Genomic DNA, 23,709 nt, shown 5'->3' with positions numbered 1-23,709 from the left:
GGCGAGCCCCCATTGCCGAGCCCCTCATTGCCGAGTTCCTCATGGGCGCATCCGCCGCAGCCGCACATAGAGCGCGCCAGAGCCGCCATGGTTGCGGGCCGCGTGATCGTGGCTGGAGACGAGATGGCGGAAGGCCGGCGTCGACAGCCAGGCCGGCACGGCGCGGCGCAGGATGCCGTCGCCGCCGGAGGACGAACCCTTGCCGGTGATGATCAGAACGTAACGAATGCCGCCGGCATGCGCCCGATGCAGGAAGGTGAGCAGCAGCGAATAGGCCTCGTCCTGCGTCATGCCGTGCAGGTCGACGCGGCCTTCGATCGGCAGCCGGCCTTTCTTCAGCTTGTGCAGCGTCTGGTCGTCGAGCGCATTTGAGACATGCGGCGTCTTCGGTTTTGCAGCGACGGCCGGGACACCGTTGACCGGAGCGGCGGCCGGCGTCGGCTTGGGTTCGATGATTTCGGGAATCTCGACCGCGGTCTTGCCTTTCAGGGGCCGGGCCGAACGCGCCACCAGGTTCCACAGGATGCGGTCGTCGTCACTGAGATGATCGTCGCGGCGGCTCACCGGGTCGCTCCATCAACAGCGCGCGGGGCACCAGCGCATAAAAATCCGCCGCGTTGCGGACCACGCCGGCGATTTCGCCAGCGGCGTCGCCCGAGCCGGCGAAAAGATCGCCGCGCGCGGGCCCGGTGATGGCCGAGCCGGTGTCCTGCGCAATCATCAGCCGCCGGAACGGTCTTTTATCGAAGGCAGTGAGCGTCGGCGCGTCGATATAGAAGGGCGTGCCGAAAGTATGCAGCAGCCGGTCGACGGCGACCGAGCGCCCCGGCGTCAGCGGGACCTTGGCGGCGGCGATAGGCCCAAGCGCCGCATCGTCGACCGCGGCCTCGCGGAAGAATATGTAGGAGCGGTTTTGCCAGAGGATCTCGTCGACCCGCTCCGGATGCGCCTTGAACCAGGCACGGATCGACTGCATCGTCACCTTTTCCAGCGGGATCTCGCCGAGATCGCTCAAGATCCTGCCGGGACCGGTGAAGCGCTGGCCGGACTTCGCGGCATAGGTGACGCGGGCGAGCCTGCCGTCGGTCATCTTCAGGCGCGCCGCACCCTGCACATGGATGAAGAAGGCGTCGACCTTCTCGGCGAGCCAGGCGATTTCGAGATCTTTGCCGGCCAGCGCGCCGCGCTCGATCGCGCCGCGGTCGAAATATTCGACTGGGCCGTCATCCGTCCGGCGGGCGAAGGCCAGATAAGGATCCATGCCGGCCGGCCGGTTGCTGTCATCGATGTCGATCAGATCGGCGGGGCGGGACAGCAGCGGCACGGTGAACCGCTCGGTCCTGACCGGCGAGGCCTCGACCTCCGGCTCGTAGAAGCCGGTGACGAGGCCCGAGCCGCCATTGTCGGGTATGACCAGGGCGGGTGAGAAATGCCGTTCGAAAAAGGACCGCGCTCCGGACCGGCTCGGCGCCGAAACGGCGCGCGCCTCGGCATAGGCCTCGGCAAAAGCGTTGAAGTCGACGCCGAGCGATCCGGTGCGATAAGGTTTTATGGGCGCGTGGAAGGCTGAGCGCCGGAACGCGGCGAAGGCTGCGCGGTGATCGTCCTCGCTCCAGCCCGGAAGGTCGGTGAAGGATTTTTCGCTGAGTGTAGGAGAGAGCGGCACGACTGGGGCCCCGCCGCTTTGTCTCAATCTTCTTCTTCGGTGGCGACGAGCTTCCAGTTCGGGTCGCGCGAGCGTGTGTCGCGGGCGAAGGTCCAGACATCCTTGACCTCGGCCACCGTCTCCGGATCGCCGTCGATGACGGCGCCGGCCTTGTCGCGGGTCGCCGAGATCAGCTCGGAGACGACGCGCAGCGTGATATGCGCTTCCGAGCCCTTCATTTCGGCAGCGACGATGTCGGCCCTGTCGATGCCGACGAAGGACGACTGGATCTTTTCCGACTTCGCCTCGCGTTCGCCGATGGCGGCGACGAAGCCGTCATAGACCTCGCGCGACAGAAGATTCTTCAGCGTTTTGCGGTCGCCGTCGGCATAGGCCATGACGATCATCTCATAGGCCATCTTGGCGCCGTCGACGAAGCTCTTGGGCTCGAAGGACGCGTCATTGTCCTTGATCGTGCGCAGGCCCCTGTTGAGATCGGTGTCCGGCTTGGCGAAGGCGTCGATATCGGCATAGGTTTCGGCGGCGCTTTCGCCCGGCGCGCGCTTGCGCGGCAGCGACACGACGTTTTCCGGCTTCTGCGCCGCATCAGCCTCGCGCGTGCGGCTCGCCGAATAGGGATCGAAGGGCGGGCGCTCGTTGCCGGTGCGACGTCCGAGCACGTTGCGCAGCTGGAAAAAGATCACAACCGCCGCAATCAAAAAGAAAATCGTGCCGAAGTCGAAGAAACCCATATTTTCCGCCAACTCGAACCCTGTTCTTGCCGGACCGGCATAACCCCTCGGGGACCGCGGTCGCATAGCGTTCAACACCCAAAGCATATAGAACGGCAGGCGCAATCATTCAAATCAAAGGCAGCCATACCTATCTAAGGGCGCCAAGGCCAGCGGCGATTGTCCGCGAGCGCCCAAAAGAAGAAAGCGATCGGTCGAGACTTTGCGCATTTCGTTCATCCCGCTGTTCCTGCTCCTGCTGCCGCTGCTGGAGATCGCCGGCTTCGTGGTCGTCGGCCGCGAGATCGGCGCCTTGGCGACGGTCGGGCTGGTCATCCTGTCCAGCGCCGCCGGCAGCCTGCTGCTCAGGTATCAGGGTTTCGGCGTCATGACGCGGGTGCGGGCCGAGATGGATGCCGGGCATGATCCCAGCCGGCAGCTCGCGCATGGCGCGATGATCGTTCTGGCGGCGATCCTTTTGATCATCCCCGGCTTCATCACCGATATTTTCGCCATTCTTCTGCTGCTGCCGCCGGTGCGCGACTTCGCCTGGCGCCTGCTCAAGAGCCGCATCGTCATGGCGACCAGCTTCTCGAGCGGCTTTTCGGCGCGCCGGCGCGACACCGTCATCGACCTCGACGACAGCGACTATTCGCGCGACGATTATCCGAACCGGCCGGATCACAATTCGCCGTGGCGGCGGTTGAAAAACGACTAGTCCCAGGCCCTTTGCCCGACAAAGCGGCAAAACTTGTTTTGTCCGCCCGAGCATGGTAGCGAACCCGCGATTTCAATCCGGTCAGCAATGCTGCCCAGGCAGAAGGACTTAAAGGCTCATGGCCAGCAACGATGACGCGGCGACCGGCGCCGCCAACGGCAACGGCACCCAGAACCAGCCCTCGCTCAATGTGCTTGCGCAATATGTGAAGGATCTGTCCTTCGAAAGCCCCGGCGCGCCGAACTCGCTGCGCGGCCGCGACAAGGCGCCCGGCATCGCGATCAATGTCAACGTCAACGCCAATCCGCTTTCGGACAAGCAGTTCGACGTCAACCTGACCTTGAACGCCAAGGCCTCCTTCGACCAGGAAGTGCTGTTCAATGTCGAGCTGGTCTATGGCGGCGTCTTCGCCATTTCGGGCTTCCCGCAGGAGCACATGCTGCCGATCCTGTTCATCGAGTGCCCGCGGCTCCTGTTCCCCTTCGCCCGCCAGATCATCTCCGATGCGACCCGCAATGGCGGCTTCCCGCCGCTGATGCTCGACCCGATCGATTTCGCGCAGATGTTCCAGCAGCGCATCGCCGAGGACCAGGCCGCGAGCAAGGTCCAGGTGAGCTGAGAAGATTCGCTTTGGCGAATGACGAGCCCGGCTTCGTGCCGGGCTTTTTTGTTTAAATGTTGAGGATTGGCACCCCCTTTCCATCGTCATCCTAGGGCGGAGCAAGGAGCGAAGCGACGCGCGCAGACCCTAGGATCCATGCCGTGACATTAGCCGTAGAATGCGACGGACCAGGAATGGCCTTGTACGCGCAAAATGCTCGCTAGCCTGAAACGATGACCGGCTACGTCTATATGACCGCAAGCCAGAAGCGCGGCACAATCTATATCGGTGTCACCAACGATCTTGGCCGCCGCATGCCGGAGCACAAAACGGGCGCTGGCTCACGTTTCACGAGCCGCTACAGTGTGCAGCGACTGGTCTGTATATATTTCGACATTGCCGATGCCATCCAACGCGAGAAGTCACTGAAGCGCTGGCCGCGACAATGGAAGATCGAGTTAATCGAGAAGACCAACCCAGAATGGTTCGAACTTTTCCGTGGGACAGGGTGGTAGTTTCGTCCGGTTTCTTGCACCGCCGGAGTATAGCACCAGAGTCACGGCATGGATCCTAGGGTCTGCGCGCGTCGCTTCGCTCCTTGCTTCGCCCTAGGATGACGAAGTCGCGAAAGTATCGGCTAATCTCGACAGTCTACGTTCGGGCGCTCTGCGCCTCACCCCACCGCCACCTTGAGCCACAGCGCCTTTTCGCCGAGCGTCGAAACCAGCCCGGCATGCGCCGCGCGGTCCGCCTCGGTGAGGCGCGGCGGCAGGGCGATCGGCCTGGCGCCGATCGAGATGTCGATGTCGGCCACCTCGCCGGCGCCGTTCATCTGCACCGCCACGGCTTCCAGCACCAGCGCCGCCTGCTTGCCGCCGATGAGCTCGATATAGACTTCGGCCAGCAGCTCGGAGTCGAGCAGCGCGCCGTGCTTGGTGCGGCGGGTGTTGTCGATGCCGTAGCGCCGGCAGAGCGCGTCGAGCGAGTTCGGGCCCATCGGATGCTTGCGGCGCGCCAGGGCCAGCGTGTCGATGATACGGCCGGGATCTATGGCCGGATGGTCGAGCCGGCTGTATTCGAGGTTGAGGAAGCCGAGGTCGAAGGTGGCGTTGTGGGCGATCAGCTTGGCGCCATCGGTGAAGGCCAGCCACTCATCGACGATTTCGGCGAAGGTCGGCTTGCCGACGAGATCGGCGGCGCTGATGCCGTGCACGGCCTGCGCCTCGGCGTGGATGGCGCGGCCCTGCGGATTGATGAATTTATGGAAGGTGCGGCCAGTCGGGAAGCGGTTGACCAACTCGACGCCGCCGAGCTCGATAATGCGGTCTTCGCGCAAATCGAGGCCGGTGGTTTCCGTATCGAAGATGATCTCACGCATTTCGAATCAATCCGCTCCAAGGAGCAGAATCACAAACCAGAACAAAATGGCAATGGGGACTGCTGACGGCCTAACGCATGACCTCCGAAAATCGGAATCGATTTTCGGAAAAGGATCATGCGCAAAATCAAAGCGTTACAGCGTCCTTTGCGCGTCCGAACGGACGCGCGGCGCTGTAATGTCAGGAGCCGGTTTCGCCGGACTTTTCCCCTGAGAGTTCGGCGATGATCGCGTCAACCGCCTTCCGCGCCGCCTCGAAGCCGTGCCCGGTGTCGATGATGAAATCGGCCTGGCGGCGCTTTTCGGCGTCGGGCACCTGCTTGGCGAGGATCGACAAAAATTTCTCCTCGCTCATGCCAGGCCTCGCCAGCACGCGCTCGCGCTGGATCTCGGGCGACGCGGTGACGACCACGACCTTGTCGACGCGGTTGCGGCCGCCGGTTTCGAACAGAAGCGGGATATCGAGCACGGCGACCGGAGCGTCGGCGGCGCGATACTTCGCCAGAAACGCATCGGCGTCGGCGCGCACCAGCGGGTGGATGATTGATTCGAGCTTCTTCAGCGCGGCGGGATCGCCGAGCACTTTTCCGGCGAGCTTCACGCGGTCGACCCTGCCTGCCTCAGTCGTGCCCGGGAAGGCGGCCTCGACCAAAGGCGCGGCCTTGCCGGAATAAAGGCGATGCACGGTCTCGTCGGAATCATGCACCGGCACGCCGGCCTCGGCGAACATCTTCGCCGTCGCCGATTTTCCCATGCCGATCGATCCGGTGAGGCCGAGCACGATCATCAATGGCCCTCGATGTCGGCGACGATCATGCGCCGCAATTCGGGCTTGACTTCGGGCTTCCTGCCGAACCAGCGCTCGAAGCCGGGCACGGCCTGATGCAGCAGCATGCCGAGCCCGTCGACCGTCTTCAGCCCCCGCGCCCTGGCGGCGGCGAGCAAAGGCGTCTCCAATGGCACATAGACGATGTCGGTAACGATGGCGTGGTCCGGCAATCCGGCCGGATCGGCGGAGAGCGTCGCATCCCCATGCATGCCGAGCGCTGTGGTGTTGATCAGCAGGCCGGCATCGGCAAGCAGCTCGCCGACCGCGCCCGCACTGTACGCCGAGACGCCGGGGCCAAAATGGCGGCTGAGTTCCTCGGCTCTCGCCAGCGTCCGATTGACGATGCGGACGTCCTTGATCCCGCGCTCTTTCAGCGCGTGAATGACGGCGCGGGAGGCGCCGCCGGCGCCCAGCACCACAGCCGGTCCATTGGCCGCCCAGCCCGGCGCATACTGGTCAAGATTGGCGGCAAAACCGTAGCCGTCCGTATTGCCGCCCCAAAGAACGCCATCCTCGAACCACAGCGTGTTGACGGCGCCGATTTCGTCGGCCGCATGGTCGCGGCGAGCGACGCCGGCGAAAGCGGCTTCCTTGTGCGGAATGGTGACATTGCCGCCGCGGTATCCGTCCTCGCCGAGAGATTTGAGAAAAGCGGCGAAATCCGCCGGCGCCACATCGATCGCCTGGTAGCTGCCATCGATGCCGTATGTCTTGAGCCAATAGCCGTGGATCTTCGGCGAGCGCGAATGCGCGATCGGATGTCCCGTGACGAAAGCTTTTGCCTCAGCCATCGATTGCTCCCAGCGCGCGCAGTTCCTCCAGCACCGGCATCAGCGGCAGGCCGACGATGGTGAAATAGTCGCCTTCGATCTTCTCGAACAGCTGGATGCCCTCGCCCTCGATCTGATAGGCGCCGACGCTCCCCAGCGCCTTGGCGCCAACCCGCGCCAGGTGCCGCCCGATGAAGGCAGGGTCGAGCTTGCGCATGGTGAGGCTGGCGACGCCGACATGGCGCCACAGCACCTCGCCATTGCGGCAAAGCACGGCGGCGCTGTTCAACTGATGAGTCTTGCCCGACAAAGCCAGGAGATGCCTGCGCGCGCCTTCCATGTCGGCCGGCTTGTGAAAGACCTTATCGCCCAGCGACAGCGTCTGGTCGCAGCCGAGCACCAGGGCGCCGGGTCTCCGCTCGCTGACCTCGGTCGCCTTGGCCTCGGCCAGGATCGAGGCGACATCCTCCGGCGAGACGCCACTGTCTTTCAGCGGAGCCTCGAGGGCGCGCTCGTCGACATTTGCCGGCACCGCCTCGATATCGAGACCGGCATTGACGAGCATGGCTTTTCGGAACGGGCTGCCGGAGGCGAGGATGATCTTTTCGGGCATGCACTAGTTCCCTGACGCTGTTGACTCATCGTTTGTCCGGCGGTCCGGCACAAACTTTGGAGAATGGCCAAGCCCTACGAACTTCGTCATCCTAGGGCGAAGCAGGAGCGAAGCTCCGTCGCGTAGACCCTAGGATCCATGCCGTAACTTCAGCCGAGGGGCGCAGCGGAGCAGAATTCTACACCGTTGCAATACTTCGAGGTCATGGCATGGATCCTAGGGTCTACGCCGCGTCGCTGCGCTCCTTGCTCCGCCCTAGGATGACGAAGCAGCCGCGTCTCGGCCAATCTCCGTTACCGCGTCTTGCCCCGCAGGGCAACGATCGCCGCCGCCGTTTCCTCGATGGAGCGGCGGCTGACGTCTATCATCGGCCAGCCATGCCTTGTGCAGAGCTGGCGCGCGTAGGCAAGCTCCTCGTTGATCGCGGCGCGATCGACATAATCGGTCGGCACGAAGGCGGCGCTGTTGCCGAGGATGCGGTTTTGCCGGACATGCGAGATACGCTCTGCCGTCGCGACCAGGCCGACGATCAGCGGCGTCTTGGCGGCGATCAGGCTTTCGGGCAGCGGCACGCCGAGCACGATCGGGATGTTGGCGGTCTTGATGCCGCGATTGGCGAGATAGATCGAGGTCGGCGTCTTCGAGGTGCGCGAGATGCCGATCAGCACGATATCGGCATCGTCCATATTCGCCGGCAGCTGGCCGTCATCATGCTCCATGGTGAAGTTCAGCGCATCGATGCGGCGGAAATATTCGGCGTCGAGGACATGCTGGGCGCCGACGCGGCGGCCGGCCGGCGTGCCGAGATAGGACTGGAAGACGGCGAGCACCGGCTCCAGCACCGAGACGCAAGGCAGGCCCATGGTCGCGCAGCGCTCGTCGATCGAGCGCGCCAGCTTCTGATCGACGACGGTGTAGAGAATGATGCCGGGCTCTTCCTCGATGTCCTCGAAGACCTTGGCGACCTGCTTCTCGGTGCGGATCAGCGGATAGATGTGCTCGATGGCGCGCGCATCCTTGTACTGGGCGGACGCCGCGCGGCCGGCGGCCAGCAGCGTCTCGCCGGTGGCGTCGGAGATCAGGTGCAGATGGAAGAAGCTCTGAGGTTTGTTCACAGGGGATGGGTCCAGGCTGTGGGCAATTGTGGACAAGGCTGGATGGGCAAGCCTCGGATCAAAAGGCGACTCTATCAGATGGCCGCTTGTCCACAATTCGACCGGCTGTAGGCTTTGTCGCGGCGCTGGGGACAAAACCGGGGATCAACTTTTCTGGGCCGGTTTCATCCACAGCGCGGATTTCAGAGCGGAATGGCCAAGCTTTTGACTCAAAAGACTGAATCCGCTTCGTCCCCAGAACCCTCCAAATTGTGAAAGCGAGTACGCGACAATATGCTGACTGGCCTTTTCGGGCCGCAGGCTGGACAGGTCGCAACCATCACAACCAACAGACTCTTAGAATCAGAAGACTCTTTTAAAATAGATATTTGATTTAAGAGAACTGGAGAGGCGGGCGCTGGATGGCTGGGAAACGGATCGTGCTGGACGTCCTCAAGGGCGAGACGGTTTCACCGCCGCCGCTCTGGATGATGCGTCAGGCTGGCCGCTACCTTCCGGAGTATCGCGAGACAAGGAAGCGCGCCGGGTCCTTCCTCGATCTCTGCTATGATCCGGACCTCGCCGTCGAGGTGACGCTGCAGCCGATCGAACGCTTCGGCTTCGACGCCTCGATCCTGTTCTCCGACATTCTCGTCGTGCCCAACGCCCTTGGGCGGGATGTGCGCTTCGAGGAGGGTCGCGGGCCGATCTTGAAGCCGATCACGGCGGCCGAGATCGCGGCGCTGAATGGCGAGATGTTTCACGTGAATCTCGAACCGGTCTACGAGACCGTGCGCCGGCTGCGCGCGAAGCTGCCTGACGAGACGGCGCTGCTCGGCTTCTGCGGCGCGCCCTGGACGGTGGCGACCTATATGATTGCCGGGCATGGGACGCCCGACCAGGGCCCTGCGCGGCTTTTCGCCTATCGCGAGCCCGAGGCCTTCAGACGACTTCTGAAGGTACTGGCCGACCATTCGGCTGCCTATCTCATCCGTCAGATCGAAGCCGGCGCCGATGCGGTGCAGATTTTCGATTCCTGGTCGGGCGTCCTGGATGAACCCTCTTTCGAGGCTTTCTGCGTCGAGCCGGTGGCCGAGATCGTCGGCCAAGTGAAGGCGGTTCACCCCGACGTGCCGGTGATCGGTTTTCCAAAGGGCGCCGGCGAGCGCTATCGCGACTACAGGAAGAAGACCGGTATCGACGGCCTCGGCCTGGACTGGACCGTGCCTTTGTCCATGGCGAAGGAGCTGCAGCGCGAAGGCGCGGTGCAAGGCAATCTCGATCCGCTGCGCCTGGTCGCCGGTGGCAAGGCGCTGGCCGATGGCGTCGATGCCATTCTGAGGACTTTGGGCGGCGGACCGCTGATCTTCAATCTCGGCCACGGCATCACGCCGGAGACGCCGGTGGAGCATGTCGAAGCGATGGTGAAAATGGTGAGGGGCCACCGATGAGCAATGAGAACAGCACGGGCCAGGCGATGAAGCGCATGGCGGTCGGCATTGGCTTTCTCGTGGTGGCGACCGCCCTTCTCTATTTGGTGGCCGGCGACGGCTTCTATATCTGGGCCAAGGCGATCCATGTGATCGCGGTGATCGCCTGGATGGCCGGCATGCTCTATCTGCCGCGGCTCTTCGTCTATCACGTCGATGCCGAGAAGGGCTCTGTGCAGTCCGAGACTTTCAAGGTGATGGAGCGCCGGCTGCTCAGGGGGATCATCAATCCGGCAATGATCGTGACCTGGGTGTTCGGCCTTTGGCTGGCCTGGAAGGGCTTCGGCTTCCAGGGCGGCTGGCTGCACACCAAGATCGCTTTGGTGCTCGTCCTGTCGGGTCTGCATGGCTATCTCGCCGGCGCTGTACGGAAATTCGCCGAGGACAAGAACGAAAAGCCGGCCAGGCACTGGCGGATCGTCAACGAGATCCCCACATTGTTGATGATCGCCATCGTCATCCTGGTTGTCGTGAAGCCGTTCTAGCGCATCGGCCAGGGTCCGCAAAAGGCGGCTTGCTCTTTCAGACGACCGACGATAAAAGACGGGTCTTCCTTCCCGTCATGCGCCGCCCCTTTCATTCGCTTTCGGCCGCGCCCGGCATTTGTCGTATTCAGCCGATTTTTCTCCCCAAAGCCTACCCAGAGTCTATCTAATGCAAGAAATGAAACTCGCAGAGTTCAAGAACAAGAAGCCGCCAGAGCTGATCGCTTATGCCGAATCGCTCGAGGTGGAGAACGCCAGCGTCATGCGCAAGCAGGAGCTGATGTTCGCGATCCTGAAGAAGCTCGCCGCCCAGGATATCGAGATCATCGGCGACGGTGTCGTCGAGGTGCTGCAGGACGGTTTCGGCTTCCTGCGCTCGGCGAATGCCAATTACCTGCCGGGTCCCGACGACATCTATATCTCGCCGTCGCAGATCAGGCGGTTTTCGCTCAAGACCGGCGATACGGTCGAAGGGCCGATCCGCAGCCCGAAAGAGGGCGAGCGCTATTTCGCGCTGCTCAAGGTCAACACCATCAATTTCGACGATCCCGAAAAGATTCGGCACAAGATCCACTTCGACAATCTGACGCCGCTCTATCCGACCAAGCGGCTGAAGATGGAGGTCGACAATCCCACCTCGAAGGACATCTCGCCGCGCGTCATCGACCTGGTGGCGCCGATCGGCAAGGGCCAGCGCGCGCTGATCAACGCGCAGCCGCGCACCGGCAAGACGGTGCTGATGCAGAACATCGCCCATTCGATCACCGCCAACCATCCGGAATGCTATCTGATCGTGCTTCTGATCGACGAGCGCCCGGAGGAAGTGACCGACATGCAGCGCTCGGTGAAGGGCGAGGTGATCTCGTCCACTTTCGACGAGCCGGCCGCGCGCCACGTGCAGGTCGCCGAAATGGTGATCGAGAAGGCCAAGCGTCTGGTCGAGCATGGCCGCGACGTGGTCATCCTGCTCGATTCGATCACCCGCCTCGGCCGCGCCTACAACACCGTCGTGCCGTCATCCGGCAAGGTGCTGACCGGCGGTGTCGACGCCAACGCGCTGCAGCGCCCGAAGCGCTTCTTCGGCGCCGCCCGCAACATCGAGGAAGGCGGTTCGCTGACCATCATCGCCACCGCGCTGATCGACACCGGCAGCCGCATGGACGAAGTCATCTTCGAAGAGTTTAAGGGCACCGGTAACTGCGAAATCCAGCTCGACCGCAAGGTGGCCGACAAGCGCATCTACCCGGCGATGGACATCCTCAAATCCGGCACCCGCAAGGAAGACCTGCTCGTTCCCCGCGCGGACCTGCAGAAGATCTTCGTGCTGCGCCGGATTCTCGCGCCGATGGGAACGACCGACGCGATCGAGTTCCTCATCGACAAGCTCAAGCAGACCAAGACCAACGCGGACTTCTTCGATTCGATGAATACGTGATTGGAGGAACTCGCCGCTCTAGACTTCGTCATTCTAGGGCGGAGCAAGGAGCGAAGCGACGCGGCGTAGACCCTAGAATCCATGCCGTTCCCTTTGAGCTTTGCAGCGGTGCAGAAATCTTGCTCCGCTGCATCCCTCGGCAGCCGTCACGGCATGGATCCTCGGGTCAAGCCCGAGGATGACGAAATGACAGACGCGGTCGCCTATCCCCGCCGCAACAGCTTCTCCAACTCCTCCGCATCCGTCACCACCGGCAGGCACACCTGCCCGCTGCAGAACCAGGCGCCTGGCATGTCTGTCGGCGGCAGGACGCCGCCCGGCAACAGTGCTCGATTCGCCTCCGAACCGATCGGCACGACAATGTCGACCCGGCGCGGATCGGGAGTCCGAGTCGCTACCGGAACAAGACTTGAAGGTCCTGGCTTGTCTATGATGACGAGCTTCAGCGGCTCAAGCGCCAGGGCGCAGGCGTTGACAATGCCGGCCTGGCCGTAGGCCTGCTGCGTGGCGCGGCCCATGGCATGTTCGGCGGTTGCCCAAGCCTTCTCCCAGAGATCGAGGTCGCCGGTGAGCGAGGACAACCGCACCAGGGCCTCGACGATCTGGCTGGTGGCCGAGGGTATTGCCTCGTCGACATCGCCGCGGATGCGGATCGGCACGTCGCCGCTGTCCGAGGCTGTCAGCCAGTAGCCTGTGTTTTCGCCGTCCAGGTGCCAGCGGTCGAGCTCGCCGATGAACTGCCTGGCGCGATCGGAATATTCCGGATTGCCGGTCGCTTCGAACAAAGCGATCGCGGCATTGGTCATGGCGGCGTAATCGCTGGACAGTGCCGGGAAGAGCTTCTTCGCGCCAAGCATGGAATGCGGCAGCCGGCCATCCTGGCTGGCCTCGACGATATGGGAGAAAGCCCTGGCTGCTGCCTCGATCCAGTCGGGGCGCCCAAGCGAGCGGCCGGCTTCGGCAAGCGCCGCTATCATCAGGCCGTTCCAGTCGGTGAGCGCCTTGCCGTCGCGGCCGGGCCTGACCCTCTGTTCGCGGCCAGCCAGCAGCTTCGCTTTCAAGGGGGCAAGGTTGGCGTAGTCGGCGACGCCCTGAGCTTGCTGCGCGTCGCTCTGGCGGATGATCGGCTTGCCCTCCCAGCCATGCGGCGCAGCCAGCTCGAAATACTGGAAGAAAGCCGGGGCGTCGTCGCCTAGCGCAGTCTCTATTTCGTCGCGGCTCCAGGTGTAGAAAAGCCCCTCCTCGCCGTCGCTGTCGGCGTCGAGGCTGGCGGCGAAGGCACCGCCTTCGACCCGCATCTCCCGCAGCAGCCAGGCGACGGTCTCTTCGATTCGCACCCGGAACAAGTCGTTTCCGCTGGCTGCATAGGCCCAGTTGCAGAGGCGGATGAGCTGGGCATTGTCGTAAAGCATCTTTTCGAAATGCGGCACCAGCCATTCGGCGTCGGTCGAATAGCGGCTGAGGCCGCCGCCGACATGATCGTAGATACCGCCGGCCAGCATCTTTTCGAGACTCCGCAGCACGGCGTCGCGATGGTCCGCCTGGCCGTCGCGCAGCCAGGAGAGCCAGAGCGTATGCATGAAGGGCGCATTCGGGAATTTGGGCGCGCCCTTCAAGCCACCGAGATCGCGGTCGATCATGCCGTCGATGCGTCTGGCGAGATCGGAGAGCGTATCGCGGTCGAGCACCGTCTTGCCCTTAGCGCCGGCCAGCCGTTGTTCAACATGGGCGGTCAGGCCGTCGGCGCTTTCGGCAAGGCTCTGCTGCTTTTCGCGCCAGGCCTTGTCGACCGCTTCCAGCACCTGGATGAAGCCTGGCCGCCCGTAGCGCGCCTCGCGCGGAAAATAGGTGCCGCCCCAGAAAGGCTTGCCGTCGGGCGTCAGGAACATGGTCAGCGGCCAGCCGCCCTGCTCGCCCATGGCATGGAGCGCCGCCATGTAGATCTGGTCGATGTCCGGCCGCTCCTCGCGATCGACCTTGATATTCACGTAGAGCCGGTTCATGACGGCCGCGACGGCGTCGTTCTCGAAGCTTTCATGGGCCATGACATGGCACCAGTGGCAGGCGGCGTAGCCGATGGAGAGCAGGATCGGCCGGCCCAGCTCCTTGGCTTCGGCAAGGGTGGCCGGCGACCAGCCGCGCCAATGGACAGGATTGTCGCTGTGCTGCCGCAGATAGGGGCTGGCTTCTTCGGCAAGCAGGTTTCGCGCGGGCAAGGTCACGATGGGCGGCTCGGCGTGGTTTGAGGCAGAGGTCAGAGTGTGATGCCGAGAGGTGAAGCGGCCGACACGCTCTACCTTTTAATCTAGGCGGTTCGGCAGGTCCGGCAAATGGTTTCGCCAATGGCTTCGAAGGATTCGATCGTAGCGCTGTCCAGCGGCCGCCTGCCCGCCGGCATCGCCGTTATCCGCATTTCCGGCCCTCAGACTCGATTCGTAGTCGAAACGATCGCTGGATCGATTAAGGATCGGTTTACCAATTTACGGACGATCAGGGCGCCGGACGGCGCGACGATCGACCACGGGCTCGTGCTGTTCTTTCCGGGTCCCGGCAGCTTCACCGGCGAGGATGTCGCCGAGTTCCAGGTGCATGGCAGCCGGGCAGTCGCGGCCAAGATGCTGGAGACGATTACCGGCTTCGAAGGCGTCAGGCATGCCGAGCCTGGGGAGTTCACCAGGCGCGCCTTTCTCAACGGCAGGTTGAATCTGGTCGAGACGGAGGCCTTGGCCGATCTTGTCAGTGCCGAGACCGAGGCGCAGCGCCGCTTCGCGGTGCGCAATGCCGAAGGCGCGCAAAGCGAGCTTTATTCTGAATGGCGCCTCCGGCTGATCCACGCGCGCGCCATGATCGAGGCGGAGATCGATTTCGCCGACGAAGAGGATGTCCCGGGTTCCGTTTCGGAGGCGGTCTGGTCGGACGTGACAGCGATGATCGGCGAGATCGAACGGCACGTCCAAGGATTCAAGGCCGCCGAGATCATTCGCGACGGGTTCGAAGTCGTGATCCTCGGCGCACCGAATGCCGGGAAGTCCAGTCTGTTCAATGCTCTGGCGCGGCGCGAGGCCGCGATCGTCACCGACGAACCGGGCACCACCCGCGATCTGCTCGAGGTCGTCATGGACCTCAACGGGCTGAAGGTGCGGCTTGTCGATACCGCCGGGCTGCGCGACGCCGTGGGCAAGGTGGAATCGATCGGCATCGAAAGAGCGCGGGCGAAGGCTGATGTGGCGGATCTTGTTCTGCTGTTGGAGGATATGGCCGATCCGGCGCCTGTCAGCGCAATCTCGGTTGGGGCTCCGCTGCTGCGGGTCGGCACGAAGTCGGACATCGCAGATCCCGGCGGTGGCGCCTACGACTTGGTGATTTCTTCCAAAGACGGCAGCGGACTGGCGCGCCTTCTCGACGAGATCGGCAGCCGCGCCGCTGCGGCGGTTGGCGATGCGGGTGACGTCCTGCCATCCAGAATGCGCCACGTCGAGCTGCTGCAGGAGGCGATGGATTTCCTGCGGGCGGCGCTGTCCGGGCACAGCCAGGAACTGCGCGCCGAGGAATTGCGGTTGGCGGCCGAGCGCCTCGGGCGCATCGTCGGTGCGGTCGATGTCGAGGATCTGCTCGACGTCATCTTTTCGCAGTTCTGCATTGGTAAGTGATTCACGTGAAACACAGGCCCCGGCCCTATCCGGCGGTGATTCACGTGAAACACCGGATTGAGCGCGGATCGATGTTTCACGTGAAACGAGTCCGATAAGGCTTCCGGTTTCGAATTCACGAGAAGCCTTTCCAGGCGCTGGCGCTGCCCCTCACCTGCCTGCTCTCATCGTCGGTTTCGCCAATCAACAGCGTCGCAAGAAGGTCGCCGTTGTTGCGGCTAGCCCCTTCTCCCCGTCCCTATACGGGGAGAGGTGCCCGGCAGGGCGATGAGGGGCGGCGCCGTCCTCGACCCTTAGCGTCCTCGGAAATCAGGGCTTTGACTTGGCCTGAACGATTCGCCCCGGCGAGTCCGGCCTTCGTCCTTGACAGCAGACGATAGCAGGGACATGTGTCAATCCATCTCTGAAAGCGGATTCTTGGAAAATGACCGATCACTATGATGTGGTGGTGGTGGGCGGCGGCCATGCCGGATGTGAGGCGGCGAGTGCGGCCGCGCGCGCCGGTGCCAGGACCGCGCTGGTGACGCTGCGCTTCGACACGATCGGCGTCATGTCCTGCAATCCGGCTATCGGCGGTCTCGGCAAGGGACATCTCGTGCGCGAGATCGACGCCATGGACGGGCTGATGGGTCGCATCGCCGACGCCGCCGGCATCCAGTTCCGCCTGCTCAATCGCCGCAAGGGGCCAGCTGTGCGTGGGCCGCGCACCCAGGCCGACCGCAAGCTTTATCGGCTCGCCATGCAGGAAGCGATTCGGCAGCAGAACGATCTCGATGTCATTGAGGGCGAAGTTCTCGACTTTGAAATCGTGGACGGGCGGATCGCTGCCGTTCAGATATCGGGCGACCGCCGACTGGCTTGCGGCGCCGTCGTGCTGACGACCGGTACCTTCCTGCGCGGATTGATCCATATCGGCGAAAGGAAGATCGTCGCCGGCCGGATGAACGAGCAGGCCAGCATGGGCCTGTCGGCCACCGTGGCGCGCGCGGGTTTCAAGCTCGGGCGCCTGAAGACGGGCACGCCCCCTCGCCTCGATGGCCGCACCATCGACTGGGCGTCGCTGGAAAGCCAGGCCGCGGACGAGGATCCGGTGCCGTTCTCGCTGATGACGGACGCAATCGCCAACCCGCAGATCCATTGTGGCATCACCCGCACGATGCCGGGGACGCATGAGCTGATCCGCGCCAATCTCGGTCGCTCGGCGATGTATTCCGGCTCGATCGAAGGTGTCGGGCCGCGTTACTGTCCGTCGATCGAGGACAAGATCGTCAAGTTCGGCGACCGCGAAGGCCATCAGATCTTCCTCGAGCCGGAAGGGCTCGACGATGACACCGTCTACCCGAACGGCATCTCGACCTCGCTGCCGGAGGATGTTCAGCTCGAGATCCTGAAGACGATCCCAGGGCTGGAAAAGGCGACGCTGCTGCAGCCGGGCTATGCGATCGAATATGACCATGTCGATCCGCGCGAGTTGAAGACGACGCTGGAGACAAAGCGCGTCGCCGGCCTGTTCCTGGCCGGGCAGATCAACGGCACGACCGGCTATGAAGAGGCCGGCGCGCAAGGCCTGCTCGCCGGCATCAACGCCGCGCGCAAGGCGGCCGGCGGTGACGACGTCGTGCTCAGCCGAACCGAGGCCTATATCGGCGTGATGGTGGACGACCTCACCAGTCGCGGCATCGCCGAGCCTTATCGCATGTTCACCTCGCGCGCCGAATTCCGGCTGTCGCTGCGCGCCGACAATGCCGATGAGAGGCTGACGCCGCTGGCTGAAAAGCTCGGCATCGCGTCGTCGGGGCGGCTGCAGCGGTTTGGCGAGATGGCGCAGAGGCTCGACGAGGCTCGTGCGTTGGCCAAGTCGGTCACCTGGACGCCGAACGAAGCGGCGCGGCACGGGCTGGAGATCAACAAGGACGGCGTGCGCCGCTCGGCCTATGAATTGCTGGCGCATCCGGGCGTCGACATGGCCTGGCTCTCTCGTGTCGAGCCGCGCTTTGCCGCGCTTGACACCAAGACCGCCGAGCGCCTTGAAACGGAGGCGAAATATTCGGTTTACCTCGACCGCCAGCAGGCCGATGTCGCGCAGATCAGGCATGAGGAATCGCGGCTCATCCCGGAGGGAATCGACTTCGCGGACGTGCCGGGCCTGTCGAATGAGTTGAAGCAGAAGATGAGGACGCGCCAGCCGCGTTCGATCGCCGATGCGCAGCGCATGGAAGGCATGACGCCGGCGGCGCTTGCCATCATTGTCGCGCATGTCCGCAACGCCGAACTTGCCGCGCGCAGGTCCGTAGCGTGAGCGCGGATAGCTGGGCGGATCTGCAGAAAGCAGCGGGTCCGGTTTCACGTGAAACATTCGAGCGGCTGCGGGCCTTTGAAAAGCTGTTCCTGAAATGGAACCGCAGCATCAATCTGGCGGCGCCGTCGACGCTGGACGACGTCTGGCGGCGCCACATCCTGGACAGCGCCCAGCTTGCGCGAATCGCGCCCACTGCCACACGCTGGGTCGATCTTGGCTCAGGCGGCGGATTTCCCGGATTGGTGCTCGGCTTCCTGCTTAAAGAGCGTCCCGGCGCCTCGATCGACCTGGTCGAAAGCAACCGCAAGAAGGCCTCGTTCCTGCAGTCTATCGTGGGCCAATTCGATTTGCCGGCGCGGGTCCTGGCGAAGCGCATCGATGACAGCTATCCGCTTGTTCCTGCTCCTGAAATCGTCACGGCGCGGGCGCTGGCCGCGCTCCCTGACCTGCTCGATCTGGCCGCGCCGTGGCTGACCAAAGGGGCGCGGGCGCTTTTCCACAAAGGCCGGGATTACCGGGCAGAAGTGGAAGAAAGCACTCACCGCTGGGCCTTCGATCTGGTAGAACATTCGAGCATGACCGACCCCCATGGCGTCATCCTCCAAATCAGCGACTTGCGCCCGGCGAAACAGCAATGAATTACTGGCATAGGCCCATGAGCACAGCACCGCGTATCATCACTGTTGCCAACCAGAAAGGTGGCGTCGGTAAGACGACGACGGCCATCAATCTGGCGACGGCCCTGGCCGCGATCGGCGAGCGGGTGCTGATCGTCGACCTCGACCCGCAGGGCAATGCCAGCACCGGGCTCGGCATCGACCGCAAGGACCGCACGGTCTCGTCCTATGACGTGCTCACCGGCGAGCTCGATCTGGAAGCTGCCGCCGTGCCGACGGCGGTGCCGGGTCTGTCCATTGTGCCTTCGACGCTCGACCTGCTCGGCATCGAGATGGAGATCGCCTCCGCGCCCGACCGGGTGCTCAGGCTGCGCAATGCGCTGCGCGCCGCGGCAGAACGTTCGGCGCCGTTCGGCTATGTGCTGATCGACTGCCCGCCCTCGCTCAATCTTTTGACTTTGAATTCAATGGCGGCAGCCGATTCCGTTCTCGTGCCGCTGCAATGCGAGTTCTTCGCGCTTGAAGGTCTCAGCCAATTGCTGGAGACGGTCGAGCAGGTGCGCGGCACGATCAATCCGGACCTCACCATCCAGGGCATCGTGCTCACCATGTATGACGGGCGCAACAACCTCGCCAACCAGGTGGTGCAGGATGTGCGCACCCATATGGGCGACAAGGTCTATGAGACGATCATCCCGCGCAATGTGCGGGTCTCGGAAGCGCCGTCCTACGGCAAGCCGGCGATCCTGTACGACCTGAAGTGCTCGGGCAGCCAGGCCTATCTGCAGCTCGCCTCCGAGGTGATCCGCCGCGAGCGCAAACTGCGCGCCGCCTGAGCCACAATCCGCCAGCCTTGGTTAATTAGCCGATTCGATTCCGAAACGATCTGGACAGTATAATGAGCGAAGACCAATCAAGAAAAAGACTGGGCCGTGGCCTCGCGGCGCTGATCGGGGAAATCGACCGTCCGGCGGCGCCGGAAAAGCCGAGCGCAACGGTGGCGGCCGACGGCAAGGTGCCGATCGAATTTGTCAGCCCAAACCCGAAGAATCCGCGCCGGCATTTCGGCGATGCCGAGCTGACCGACCTTGCCCAGTCGATCCGCGAGCATGGCGTGGTGCAGCCGGTGGTGGCGCGCCCCTCGCCTTCGCAGGCCGGCCGCTACGAGATCATCGCCGGCGAGCGGCGCTGGCGGGCGGCGCAGCGCGCCGGCCTGACCGAGCTTCCGCTGATCGTGCGCGACGTCAACGACCGCACGGCGCTGGAACTGGCGATCATCGAGAACGTGCAGCGCGCCGACCTCAATCCGGTCGAGGAGGCGCAAGGCTATCAGCAACTCATCGACGAGCACGGCTATACGCAGGCCGACCTTGGCCAGGTCATCGGCAAGAGCCGCAGCCATGTCGCCAACACGCTGCGGCTGCTGAAGCTGCCTCCCGTCATCCACTCGATGCTGGTCGACGGCGACCTGTCCGCCGGGCATGCCCGCACGCTGGTCACCGCCGAGGACCCGGCCGGGCTTGCCAAGCGCATCGTCAAGGAAGGGCTTTCGGTGCGCCAGGCGGAGGCGCTGGCGCAGATGCCCGCCGGTCCAACGCCGGCCAAGACCAAGTCCGCGCCGAGTTCGACGGAAAAGGACCCCAACACGCTGGCGCTCGAGAAGCTGATGACCGACACGATCGGCATGATCGTCAGCATCGAGCACAAGGGCAAGGGCGGCACGCTGCGCATCGATTACCGCTCTCTGGAGCAACTCGACGAGCTCTGCCGGCGGCTGAAGGACGAGCGGTAGGCGGCTGCGGCATAACGGTATTTGGCTATAGCTGAGGTTTTGGCTGAACGCTGGATATGCCTGATATATTGGTGATAAACGAGAAAGGCTGGCGTTACGCTGGCTTTTTTTGTCGGATCATTGGCGAAGGCGACGAAGCTGCTGATCTCCCCCCTTGTGGGGGAGATGCCCGGCAGGGCAGAGGGGGGCGCGACCGAGCGCCATCATCTCTCCGGTGAAACAATGAACAGGGGACATGCGGGGACATTAAGCCATTGTAGCGGAGGCAGAAATTCGCGCATGCGCCCGTCGACAGAAGTGATGGCCCGGATCATCGGGAGGTCAAGGCCAAAGACCCGATACGCCGGCGGGACAGCGCCCCCCTCTGTCCTGCCGGACATCTCCCCCACATGGGAGGAGATCGGCTAACCGCCTACCTCTGCCCCAATCTCGCGCGCTCTCGATCGCAATGCCAGCGCCCGGGCCTTGGCTTGACAGTGCCGGGCATCGGCGTAACCTCATTAGAGACAACTAAACTATATGCCCTGGCGTGCCGAGCAGTCGCGATGTCGGGCTATTTGCCGCTTCCACGATATGAGCGGCGCCACCTCGCCAAAGCGATCCGAGCCGACCCGCCTGACAGAGCCGGGAGGTGAAAATGGCGACCAGTTGGCAATTGTCCGGAAGCTACTTCGAAAACTGCAGCTGCGATGTCGTATGTCCTTGCTTGATGTCCACCAATGCGCAGTTGACATCGAGGCCGACGCAAGGCGTTTGCGATGTCGCCTTGGTCTTTCATATCGACAAGGGCAATTACGGCGACGTTCGACTGGATGGGCTCAACGTCGCTATGGTTGCGCACACGCCAGGCCCGATGGCGGAAGGCAATTGGACGGCTGCGGCCTATATCGACGAACGCGCCGATGACCGGCAAACGGAAGCACTGGGCGCGATCTTCACCGGCGGCGCGGGCGGTCCGATGGCGGTGTTGGCGCCGATGATCGGCACGAATCTCGGCGCCAGGAAGGTTCCGATAGACTATCGGATAGATGGCAAGAAAAGGTCGGCGGCGATTGCCGGCGTGGCGCAGCTGGCGGTCGAACCGCTGCCGACCATGCGCGAGGACGGCGAGATGTGGGCGGCCACCGGCCATCCCGTCAATCCCGACTGGCTCGGTCTGGCGATGGGGGCCGCAGGCAGCACCTTCAGCGATCATGGCATGAGTTGGGACAATTCCCGCCGCAACGGGCATTACGCGCCGATCAACTGGTCCGGCCAGCACTAGCGCCTGGCAGAAGAACGGACCGCTCATGCCGCTGACGCTGCAGCGAAACATCATTCTCGCGTTGCTGGTCGCCGCGGCCGCGGCGGCGTGGTGGGCTCTGCTTGTCTGGCGGCAGACCGGCATGGACATGTACACACCCACCATGGGCATGACCGCCGCGCTGTTTCTTGCCGTCTGGCTGATCATGATGATCGCCATGATGTTTCCGGCGGCCGCGCCCATGATCCTGACGTTTCACCAGGTGCAGAGCGGCAAGCGAGGGCGCGGCCAGGCCTTCGTGTCGACCTGGGTTTTCGTGGCCGGCTACATGCTGGTCTGGGCGGCGACGGGCGTTCTCGCTTTTGCCGGCGGGGCGGGCGCGGAGATGCTTGCCGGGCGTGCGGGATTGTCCGCCGCGACGGCCGCGCGCATCGGCGGCGCGCTGCTGATGACCGCGGGCGTCTACCAACTCTCCCCGCTGAAAGATCTTTGTCTGGCCAAATGCCGCTCGCCGATCGGTTTCATCCTGACCTCGTGGCGCGATGGGCAATGGGGAGCGGTGCGCATGGGCCTGCGGCATGGGCTCTTCTGCCTGGGCTGCTGCTGGCTGTTGTTCCTCACGCTTTTTCCGCTCGGGATCATGAACGTGGCCGCAATGTCCGTGGTCACGCTGCTGGTGTTTGCCGAGAAGACCTTCCCGTATGGAGAGCGGATCGCAAAGGTGTCGGGTGTCGCCCTGCTTCTTTACGGCGCGGCGGTGCTGGTCTTTCCACAGGCGCTGCCGACCTTCCAGCCGATGGACGCGATGATCATGAACTGAGCGGGGACGGAAGTCTAAACTGATATATTGGTGATAGACGCGAGAAAGAGCCTGCCGCTCGCGCGATGCAACTGTCACCGATCCAGACTGTCGGGTCTTCCCCGACGGATCGCGCCAACCCGCTCAAGGGTAGGAATGACGATGGTGATAGCAATCAACAACCCGAAAAAACCGCTCAAAAAATTGACCCACCGGGGCACGGCATGGTTTGGCCACAGGACGCAATAGCCAACGGCTGTCACCACGGCGGACGTAAGCGCACATCCAGCACATGTTCCTGCAAAGTTCGCAATTTTCTGCCGAGTAAAACCCCTCATGCCGCAAGACTACCACGCTGAGGGGCTGGCCGCCACGTCGGCTACTCGCCTTACCTCTGCCCCAGCCTCGCGCTCTCGATTGCGATCCCCAGCAGTGCCTGCCGTGCCAGCGCTTCCGATAGATCCGGCCGCTTGCGGGTTTGCAGCACCGCCGTCTGCAGCCGGCCGAGCGCGCGGCCGAGCGCCTCGACGTTCCAGCGCTCCAGGGTCTTTTCCACCAGCTTGCGGCGGGAAAAGAAAACCGGTGGGCGGGCGCCGGCAACGACCGAGGCGGCGTTGCGGCCGCCGCTCTCCATTTGGCCGCGCATCGCCTGGATCGCCTGCAATTGCCGCATCGCCGAGGACAGCACCAGGAACGGATGGCCGCCGGACTGGCAATGACGGGTGAAGGCGATGTCGAAATCGCCGACCTTGCCGTCCAGCATGGCGTCGACCGCGGCGTCGAAGGACGCGCCGGAGACATCGCCCGACAGCGCGTTGATGTCGTCGATGCCGATCTCCTTGCGGCCATGCGCGTAAAGCACCAGCTTCTCGATCTCACCGCGCGAGGCGAGGCGGTCACCGCCGAGATTGCGGCGCAGCGTCTGGCGGGCGTCCAGCGTCATCGACATGCCCGCCTTGCGCAGCTCGTCGTCGATCACCGAATCCAGGTCGCGGGCCTCGTCGGCATAGCAGGGCAAGGCGATGGCGTTGCCGGCGGCCTCGACGATGGCCCGCAGACCCGTGCCCTTCTTCAGGTCGCCGGCCTCGATGAGGATGATTGCGTCGCGCGCGGGTTCGGCGGTCAGCGCCTTGATGTCGTCGGCCAGCGCCTTCTGGCCGCTGGCATTGCGCACCCAAAGCAGCCGCCGGTCGGAAAACATCGGCACCGTGCGCGCCTCGTCGAGCAGCCGGCCCTCATCGCGGTCAACCTCCGCGCCGTCGAGCTTGACCACGGAGAACGGGTCATCCAGAGGCAAGCCAGTTTTCACGGCGAAGGCTTTTGCACGCTCGGCGACAAGGCCGCGATCGGGACCGTAAAGCAGAACGATTCCCATGGAGGGATCCGGCTTCGCCAGCCACGAATCGACCTCGTTTCCTTTCTTCTGTGTCATGCGGGGTGAGTTAGCATGAGGCGGGGTCGGAGTGAACGGCGAAGTGGCGGGCCTCTCTTCGTCATTCTCGGGCTTGACCCGAGAATCC

The 23,709-nt window shown here is 63.7% G+C and carries 23 protein-coding genes; 13 read left to right on the top strand and 10 right to left on the bottom strand.

Annotation, left to right across the window (positions count from 1 at the left end; translation table 11 throughout):
* Positions 1-39 precede the first annotated feature (39 nt).
* From EN862_RS24750 to EN862_RS24740, 3 genes are read right to left on the bottom strand one after another with little or no spacing between them, the layout of a single operon-like run.
* The gene (locus tag EN862_RS24750) at positions 40-564 is read right to left on the bottom strand and encodes a Smr/MutS family protein (RefSeq protein WP_127866145.1); all 525 of its coding nucleotides are present in this window, start codon (positions 562-564) and stop codon (positions 40-42) included.
* Positions 536-1,666, bottom strand: coding sequence for a murein transglycosylase A (locus EN862_RS24745; RefSeq protein ID WP_127866144.1), 1,131 nt, complete (start codon positions 1,664-1,666; stop codon positions 536-538). Before EN862_RS24745 ends, EN862_RS24750 begins: the two co-directional genes overlap by 29 nt.
* A gap of 23 nt (positions 1,667-1,689) precedes the next feature.
* Complete coding sequence (locus EN862_RS24740; RefSeq protein WP_127866143.1) at positions 1,690-2,397, bottom strand: Tim44/TimA family putative adaptor protein; 708 nt, start codon at positions 2,395-2,397, stop codon at positions 1,690-1,692.
* 202 nt (positions 2,398-2,599) lie between these two features.
* Here EN862_RS24740 and EN862_RS24735 point away from each other — a divergent pair, with 202 nt between their 5' ends.
* From EN862_RS24735 to EN862_RS24725, 3 genes are all read left to right on the top strand, one after another.
* A complete protein-coding gene (locus EN862_RS24735; RefSeq protein ID WP_127866142.1) occupies positions 2,600-3,094 on the top strand; it encodes an FxsA family protein in 495 nt (164 codons plus the stop codon).
* A gap of 118 nt (positions 3,095-3,212) precedes the next feature.
* A complete protein-coding gene (gene secB, locus EN862_RS24730; protein WP_042645309.1) occupies positions 3,213-3,713 on the top strand; it encodes a protein-export chaperone SecB in 501 nt (166 codons plus the stop codon).
* Between the two features lie 215 nt (positions 3,714-3,928).
* A complete protein-coding gene (locus EN862_RS24725; RefSeq protein WP_127866141.1) occupies positions 3,929-4,210 on the top strand; it encodes a GIY-YIG nuclease family protein in 282 nt (93 codons plus the stop codon).
* A gap of 158 nt (positions 4,211-4,368) precedes the next feature.
* On the opposite strand, the gene dnaQ is transcribed toward EN862_RS24725, so the two are convergent.
* The 5 genes from dnaQ to EN862_RS24700 form a co-directional block, all read right to left on the bottom strand.
* Entirely contained in the window at positions 4,369-5,073 is a 705-nt protein-coding gene (gene dnaQ / locus EN862_RS24720; protein ID WP_127866140.1) for a DNA polymerase III subunit epsilon, read from the bottom strand.
* A 181-nt stretch (positions 5,074-5,254) separates the two neighbouring features.
* Positions 5,255-5,860 carry a dephospho-CoA kinase gene (gene coaE, locus EN862_RS24715; protein ID WP_127866139.1) on the bottom strand — a complete coding sequence of 202 codons (606 nt, stop codon included), beginning with the start codon at positions 5,858-5,860 and terminating at the stop codon, positions 5,255-5,257.
* Positions 5,860-6,693: a shikimate dehydrogenase gene (locus tag EN862_RS24710; protein ID WP_127866138.1), complete on the bottom strand. Its 834-nt coding sequence runs from the start codon at positions 6,691-6,693 to the stop codon at positions 5,860-5,862. Before EN862_RS24710 ends, coaE begins: the two co-directional genes overlap by 1 nt.
* Positions 6,686-7,285 (bottom strand): Maf-like protein, encoded by a 600-nt coding sequence (locus EN862_RS24705; protein WP_127866137.1) that lies wholly within the window; start codon positions 7,283-7,285, stop codon positions 6,686-6,688. The genes EN862_RS24710 and EN862_RS24705 overlap by 8 nt, the downstream gene beginning before the upstream one ends.
* Positions 7,286-7,578: 293 nt before the next feature.
* Positions 7,579-8,400, bottom strand: coding sequence for a pyruvate, water dikinase regulatory protein (locus EN862_RS24700; RefSeq protein WP_127866136.1), 822 nt, complete (start codon positions 8,398-8,400; stop codon positions 7,579-7,581).
* Positions 8,401-8,801: 401 nt separating this feature from the next.
* On the opposite strand from EN862_RS24700, the gene hemE reads away from it, so the two are divergent.
* The 3 genes from hemE to rho all read left to right on the top strand — a co-directional run bounded on the left by hemE (position 8,802) and on the right by rho (position 11,789).
* Positions 8,802-9,830: a uroporphyrinogen decarboxylase gene (gene hemE, locus EN862_RS24695; protein ID WP_127866135.1), complete on the top strand. Its 1,029-nt coding sequence runs from the start codon at positions 8,802-8,804 to the stop codon at positions 9,828-9,830.
* On the top strand, positions 9,827-10,354 hold the full coding sequence (gene hemJ / locus EN862_RS24690) for a protoporphyrinogen oxidase HemJ (RefSeq protein WP_127866134.1): 528 nt from the start codon (positions 9,827-9,829) through the stop codon (positions 10,352-10,354). The genes hemE and hemJ overlap by 4 nt, the downstream gene beginning before the upstream one ends.
* A 169-nt stretch (positions 10,355-10,523) precedes the next feature.
* Entirely contained in the window at positions 10,524-11,789 is a 1,266-nt protein-coding gene (rho, locus tag EN862_RS24685; RefSeq protein WP_127230347.1) for a transcription termination factor Rho, read from the top strand.
* A 203-nt stretch (positions 11,790-11,992) separates the two neighbouring features.
* Here the strand turns inward: rho and EN862_RS24680 are convergent, their stop codons facing one another.
* Positions 11,993-14,011, bottom strand: a complete 2,019-nt coding sequence (locus tag EN862_RS24680) for a thioredoxin domain-containing protein (RefSeq protein WP_127866133.1) — start codon at positions 14,009-14,011, stop codon at positions 11,993-11,995.
* A 120-nt stretch (positions 14,012-14,131) separates the two neighbouring features.
* Between EN862_RS24680 and mnmE the strand changes: the two genes are divergently transcribed.
* The 7 genes from mnmE to EN862_RS24645 all read left to right on the top strand — a co-directional run bounded on the left by mnmE (position 14,132) and on the right by EN862_RS24645 (position 22,210).
* Positions 14,132-15,439, top strand: coding sequence for a tRNA uridine-5-carboxymethylaminomethyl(34) synthesis GTPase MnmE (gene mnmE, locus EN862_RS24675; RefSeq protein ID WP_127866132.1), 1,308 nt, complete (start codon positions 14,132-14,134; stop codon positions 15,437-15,439).
* 424 nt (positions 15,440-15,863) lie between these two features.
* On the top strand, positions 15,864-17,738 hold the full coding sequence (gene mnmG, locus EN862_RS24670; RefSeq protein ID WP_127866131.1) for a tRNA uridine-5-carboxymethylaminomethyl(34) synthesis enzyme MnmG: 1,875 nt from the start codon (positions 15,864-15,866) through the stop codon (positions 17,736-17,738).
* Positions 17,735-18,376 carry a 16S rRNA (guanine(527)-N(7))-methyltransferase RsmG gene (gene rsmG, locus EN862_RS24665; RefSeq protein ID WP_127866130.1) on the top strand — a complete coding sequence of 214 codons (642 nt, stop codon included), beginning with the start codon at positions 17,735-17,737 and terminating at the stop codon, positions 18,374-18,376. The genes mnmG and rsmG overlap by 4 nt, the downstream gene beginning before the upstream one ends.
* 17 nt (positions 18,377-18,393) lie before the next feature.
* The gene (locus EN862_RS24660; protein WP_042645323.1) at positions 18,394-19,191 is read left to right on the top strand and encodes a ParA family protein; all 798 of its coding nucleotides are present in this window, start codon (positions 18,394-18,396) and stop codon (positions 19,189-19,191) included.
* A gap of 62 nt (positions 19,192-19,253) precedes the next feature.
* On the top strand, positions 19,254-20,147 hold the full coding sequence (locus tag EN862_RS24655; RefSeq protein WP_127866129.1) for a ParB/RepB/Spo0J family partition protein: 894 nt from the start codon (positions 19,254-19,256) through the stop codon (positions 20,145-20,147).
* Positions 20,148-20,784: 637 nt separating this feature from the next.
* Positions 20,785-21,411, top strand: a complete 627-nt coding sequence (locus EN862_RS24650) for a DUF1326 domain-containing protein (RefSeq protein ID WP_127866128.1) — start codon at positions 20,785-20,787, stop codon at positions 21,409-21,411.
* Positions 21,412-21,436: 25 nt separating this feature from the next.
* Positions 21,437-22,210, top strand: coding sequence for a DUF2182 domain-containing protein (locus EN862_RS24645; RefSeq protein ID WP_127866127.1), 774 nt, complete (start codon positions 21,437-21,439; stop codon positions 22,208-22,210).
* A gap of 367 nt (positions 22,211-22,577) precedes the next feature.
* On the opposite strand, the gene holA is transcribed toward EN862_RS24645, so the two are convergent.
* Positions 22,578-23,621 (bottom strand): DNA polymerase III subunit delta, encoded by a 1,044-nt coding sequence (holA, locus tag EN862_RS24640; RefSeq protein WP_127866126.1) that lies wholly within the window; start codon positions 23,619-23,621, stop codon positions 22,578-22,580.
* Positions 23,622-23,709: the final 88 nt, after the last annotated feature.

Origin of the sequence: Mesorhizobium sp. M2E.F.Ca.ET.219.01.1.1 (assembly GCF_004016445.2) — a bacterium.
In the GTDB taxonomy this organism is placed as follows: domain Bacteria; phylum Pseudomonadota; class Alphaproteobacteria; order Rhizobiales; family Rhizobiaceae; genus Mesorhizobium.
This window is presented reverse-complemented; position numbering and strand designations above follow the sequence as displayed.

What these genes read in the sequence shown, in the direction of transcription:
- EN862_RS24740 (WP_127866143.1), bottom strand. Translation starts at nt 2,397, where the DNA reads ATGGGTTTCTTCGACTTCGGCACGATTTTCTTTTTGATTGCGGCGGTT.
- secB (WP_042645309.1), top strand. Translation starts at nt 3,213, where the DNA reads ATGGCCAGCAACGATGACGCGGCGACCGGCGCCGCCAACGGCAACGGC.
- EN862_RS24725 (WP_127866141.1), top strand. Translation starts at nt 3,929, where the DNA reads ATGACCGGCTACGTCTATATGACCGCAAGCCAGAAGCGCGGCACAATC.
- dnaQ (WP_127866140.1), bottom strand. Translation starts at nt 5,073, where the DNA reads ATGCGTGAGATCATCTTCGATACGGAAACCACCGGCCTCGATTTGCGC.
- coaE (WP_127866139.1), bottom strand. Translation starts at nt 5,860, where the DNA reads ATGATCGTGCTCGGCCTCACCGGATCGATCGGCATGGGAAAATCGGCG.
- EN862_RS24710 (WP_127866138.1), bottom strand. Translation starts at nt 6,693, where the DNA reads ATGGCTGAGGCAAAAGCTTTCGTCACGGGACATCCGATCGCGCATTCG.
- EN862_RS24705 (WP_127866137.1), bottom strand. Translation starts at nt 7,285, where the DNA reads ATGCCCGAAAAGATCATCCTCGCCTCCGGCAGCCCGTTCCGAAAAGCC.
- hemE (WP_127866135.1), top strand. Translation starts at nt 8,802, where the DNA reads ATGGCTGGGAAACGGATCGTGCTGGACGTCCTCAAGGGCGAGACGGTT.
- hemJ (WP_127866134.1), top strand. Translation starts at nt 9,827, where the DNA reads ATGAGCAATGAGAACAGCACGGGCCAGGCGATGAAGCGCATGGCGGTC.
- rho (WP_127230347.1), top strand. Translation starts at nt 10,524, where the DNA reads ATGCAAGAAATGAAACTCGCAGAGTTCAAGAACAAGAAGCCGCCAGAG.
- mnmE (WP_127866132.1), top strand. Translation starts at nt 14,132, where the DNA reads ATGGCTTCGAAGGATTCGATCGTAGCGCTGTCCAGCGGCCGCCTGCCC.
- mnmG (WP_127866131.1), top strand. Translation starts at nt 15,864, where the DNA reads ATGACCGATCACTATGATGTGGTGGTGGTGGGCGGCGGCCATGCCGGA.
- EN862_RS24660 (WP_042645323.1), top strand. Translation starts at nt 18,394, where the DNA reads ATGAGCACAGCACCGCGTATCATCACTGTTGCCAACCAGAAAGGTGGC.
- EN862_RS24655 (WP_127866129.1), top strand. Translation starts at nt 19,254, where the DNA reads ATGAGCGAAGACCAATCAAGAAAAAGACTGGGCCGTGGCCTCGCGGCG.
- EN862_RS24650 (WP_127866128.1), top strand. Translation starts at nt 20,785, where the DNA reads ATGGCGACCAGTTGGCAATTGTCCGGAAGCTACTTCGAAAACTGCAGC.
- EN862_RS24645 (WP_127866127.1), top strand. Translation starts at nt 21,437, where the DNA reads ATGCCGCTGACGCTGCAGCGAAACATCATTCTCGCGTTGCTGGTCGCC.
- holA (WP_127866126.1), bottom strand. Translation starts at nt 23,621, where the DNA reads ATGACACAGAAGAAAGGAAACGAGGTCGATTCGTGGCTGGCGAAGCCG.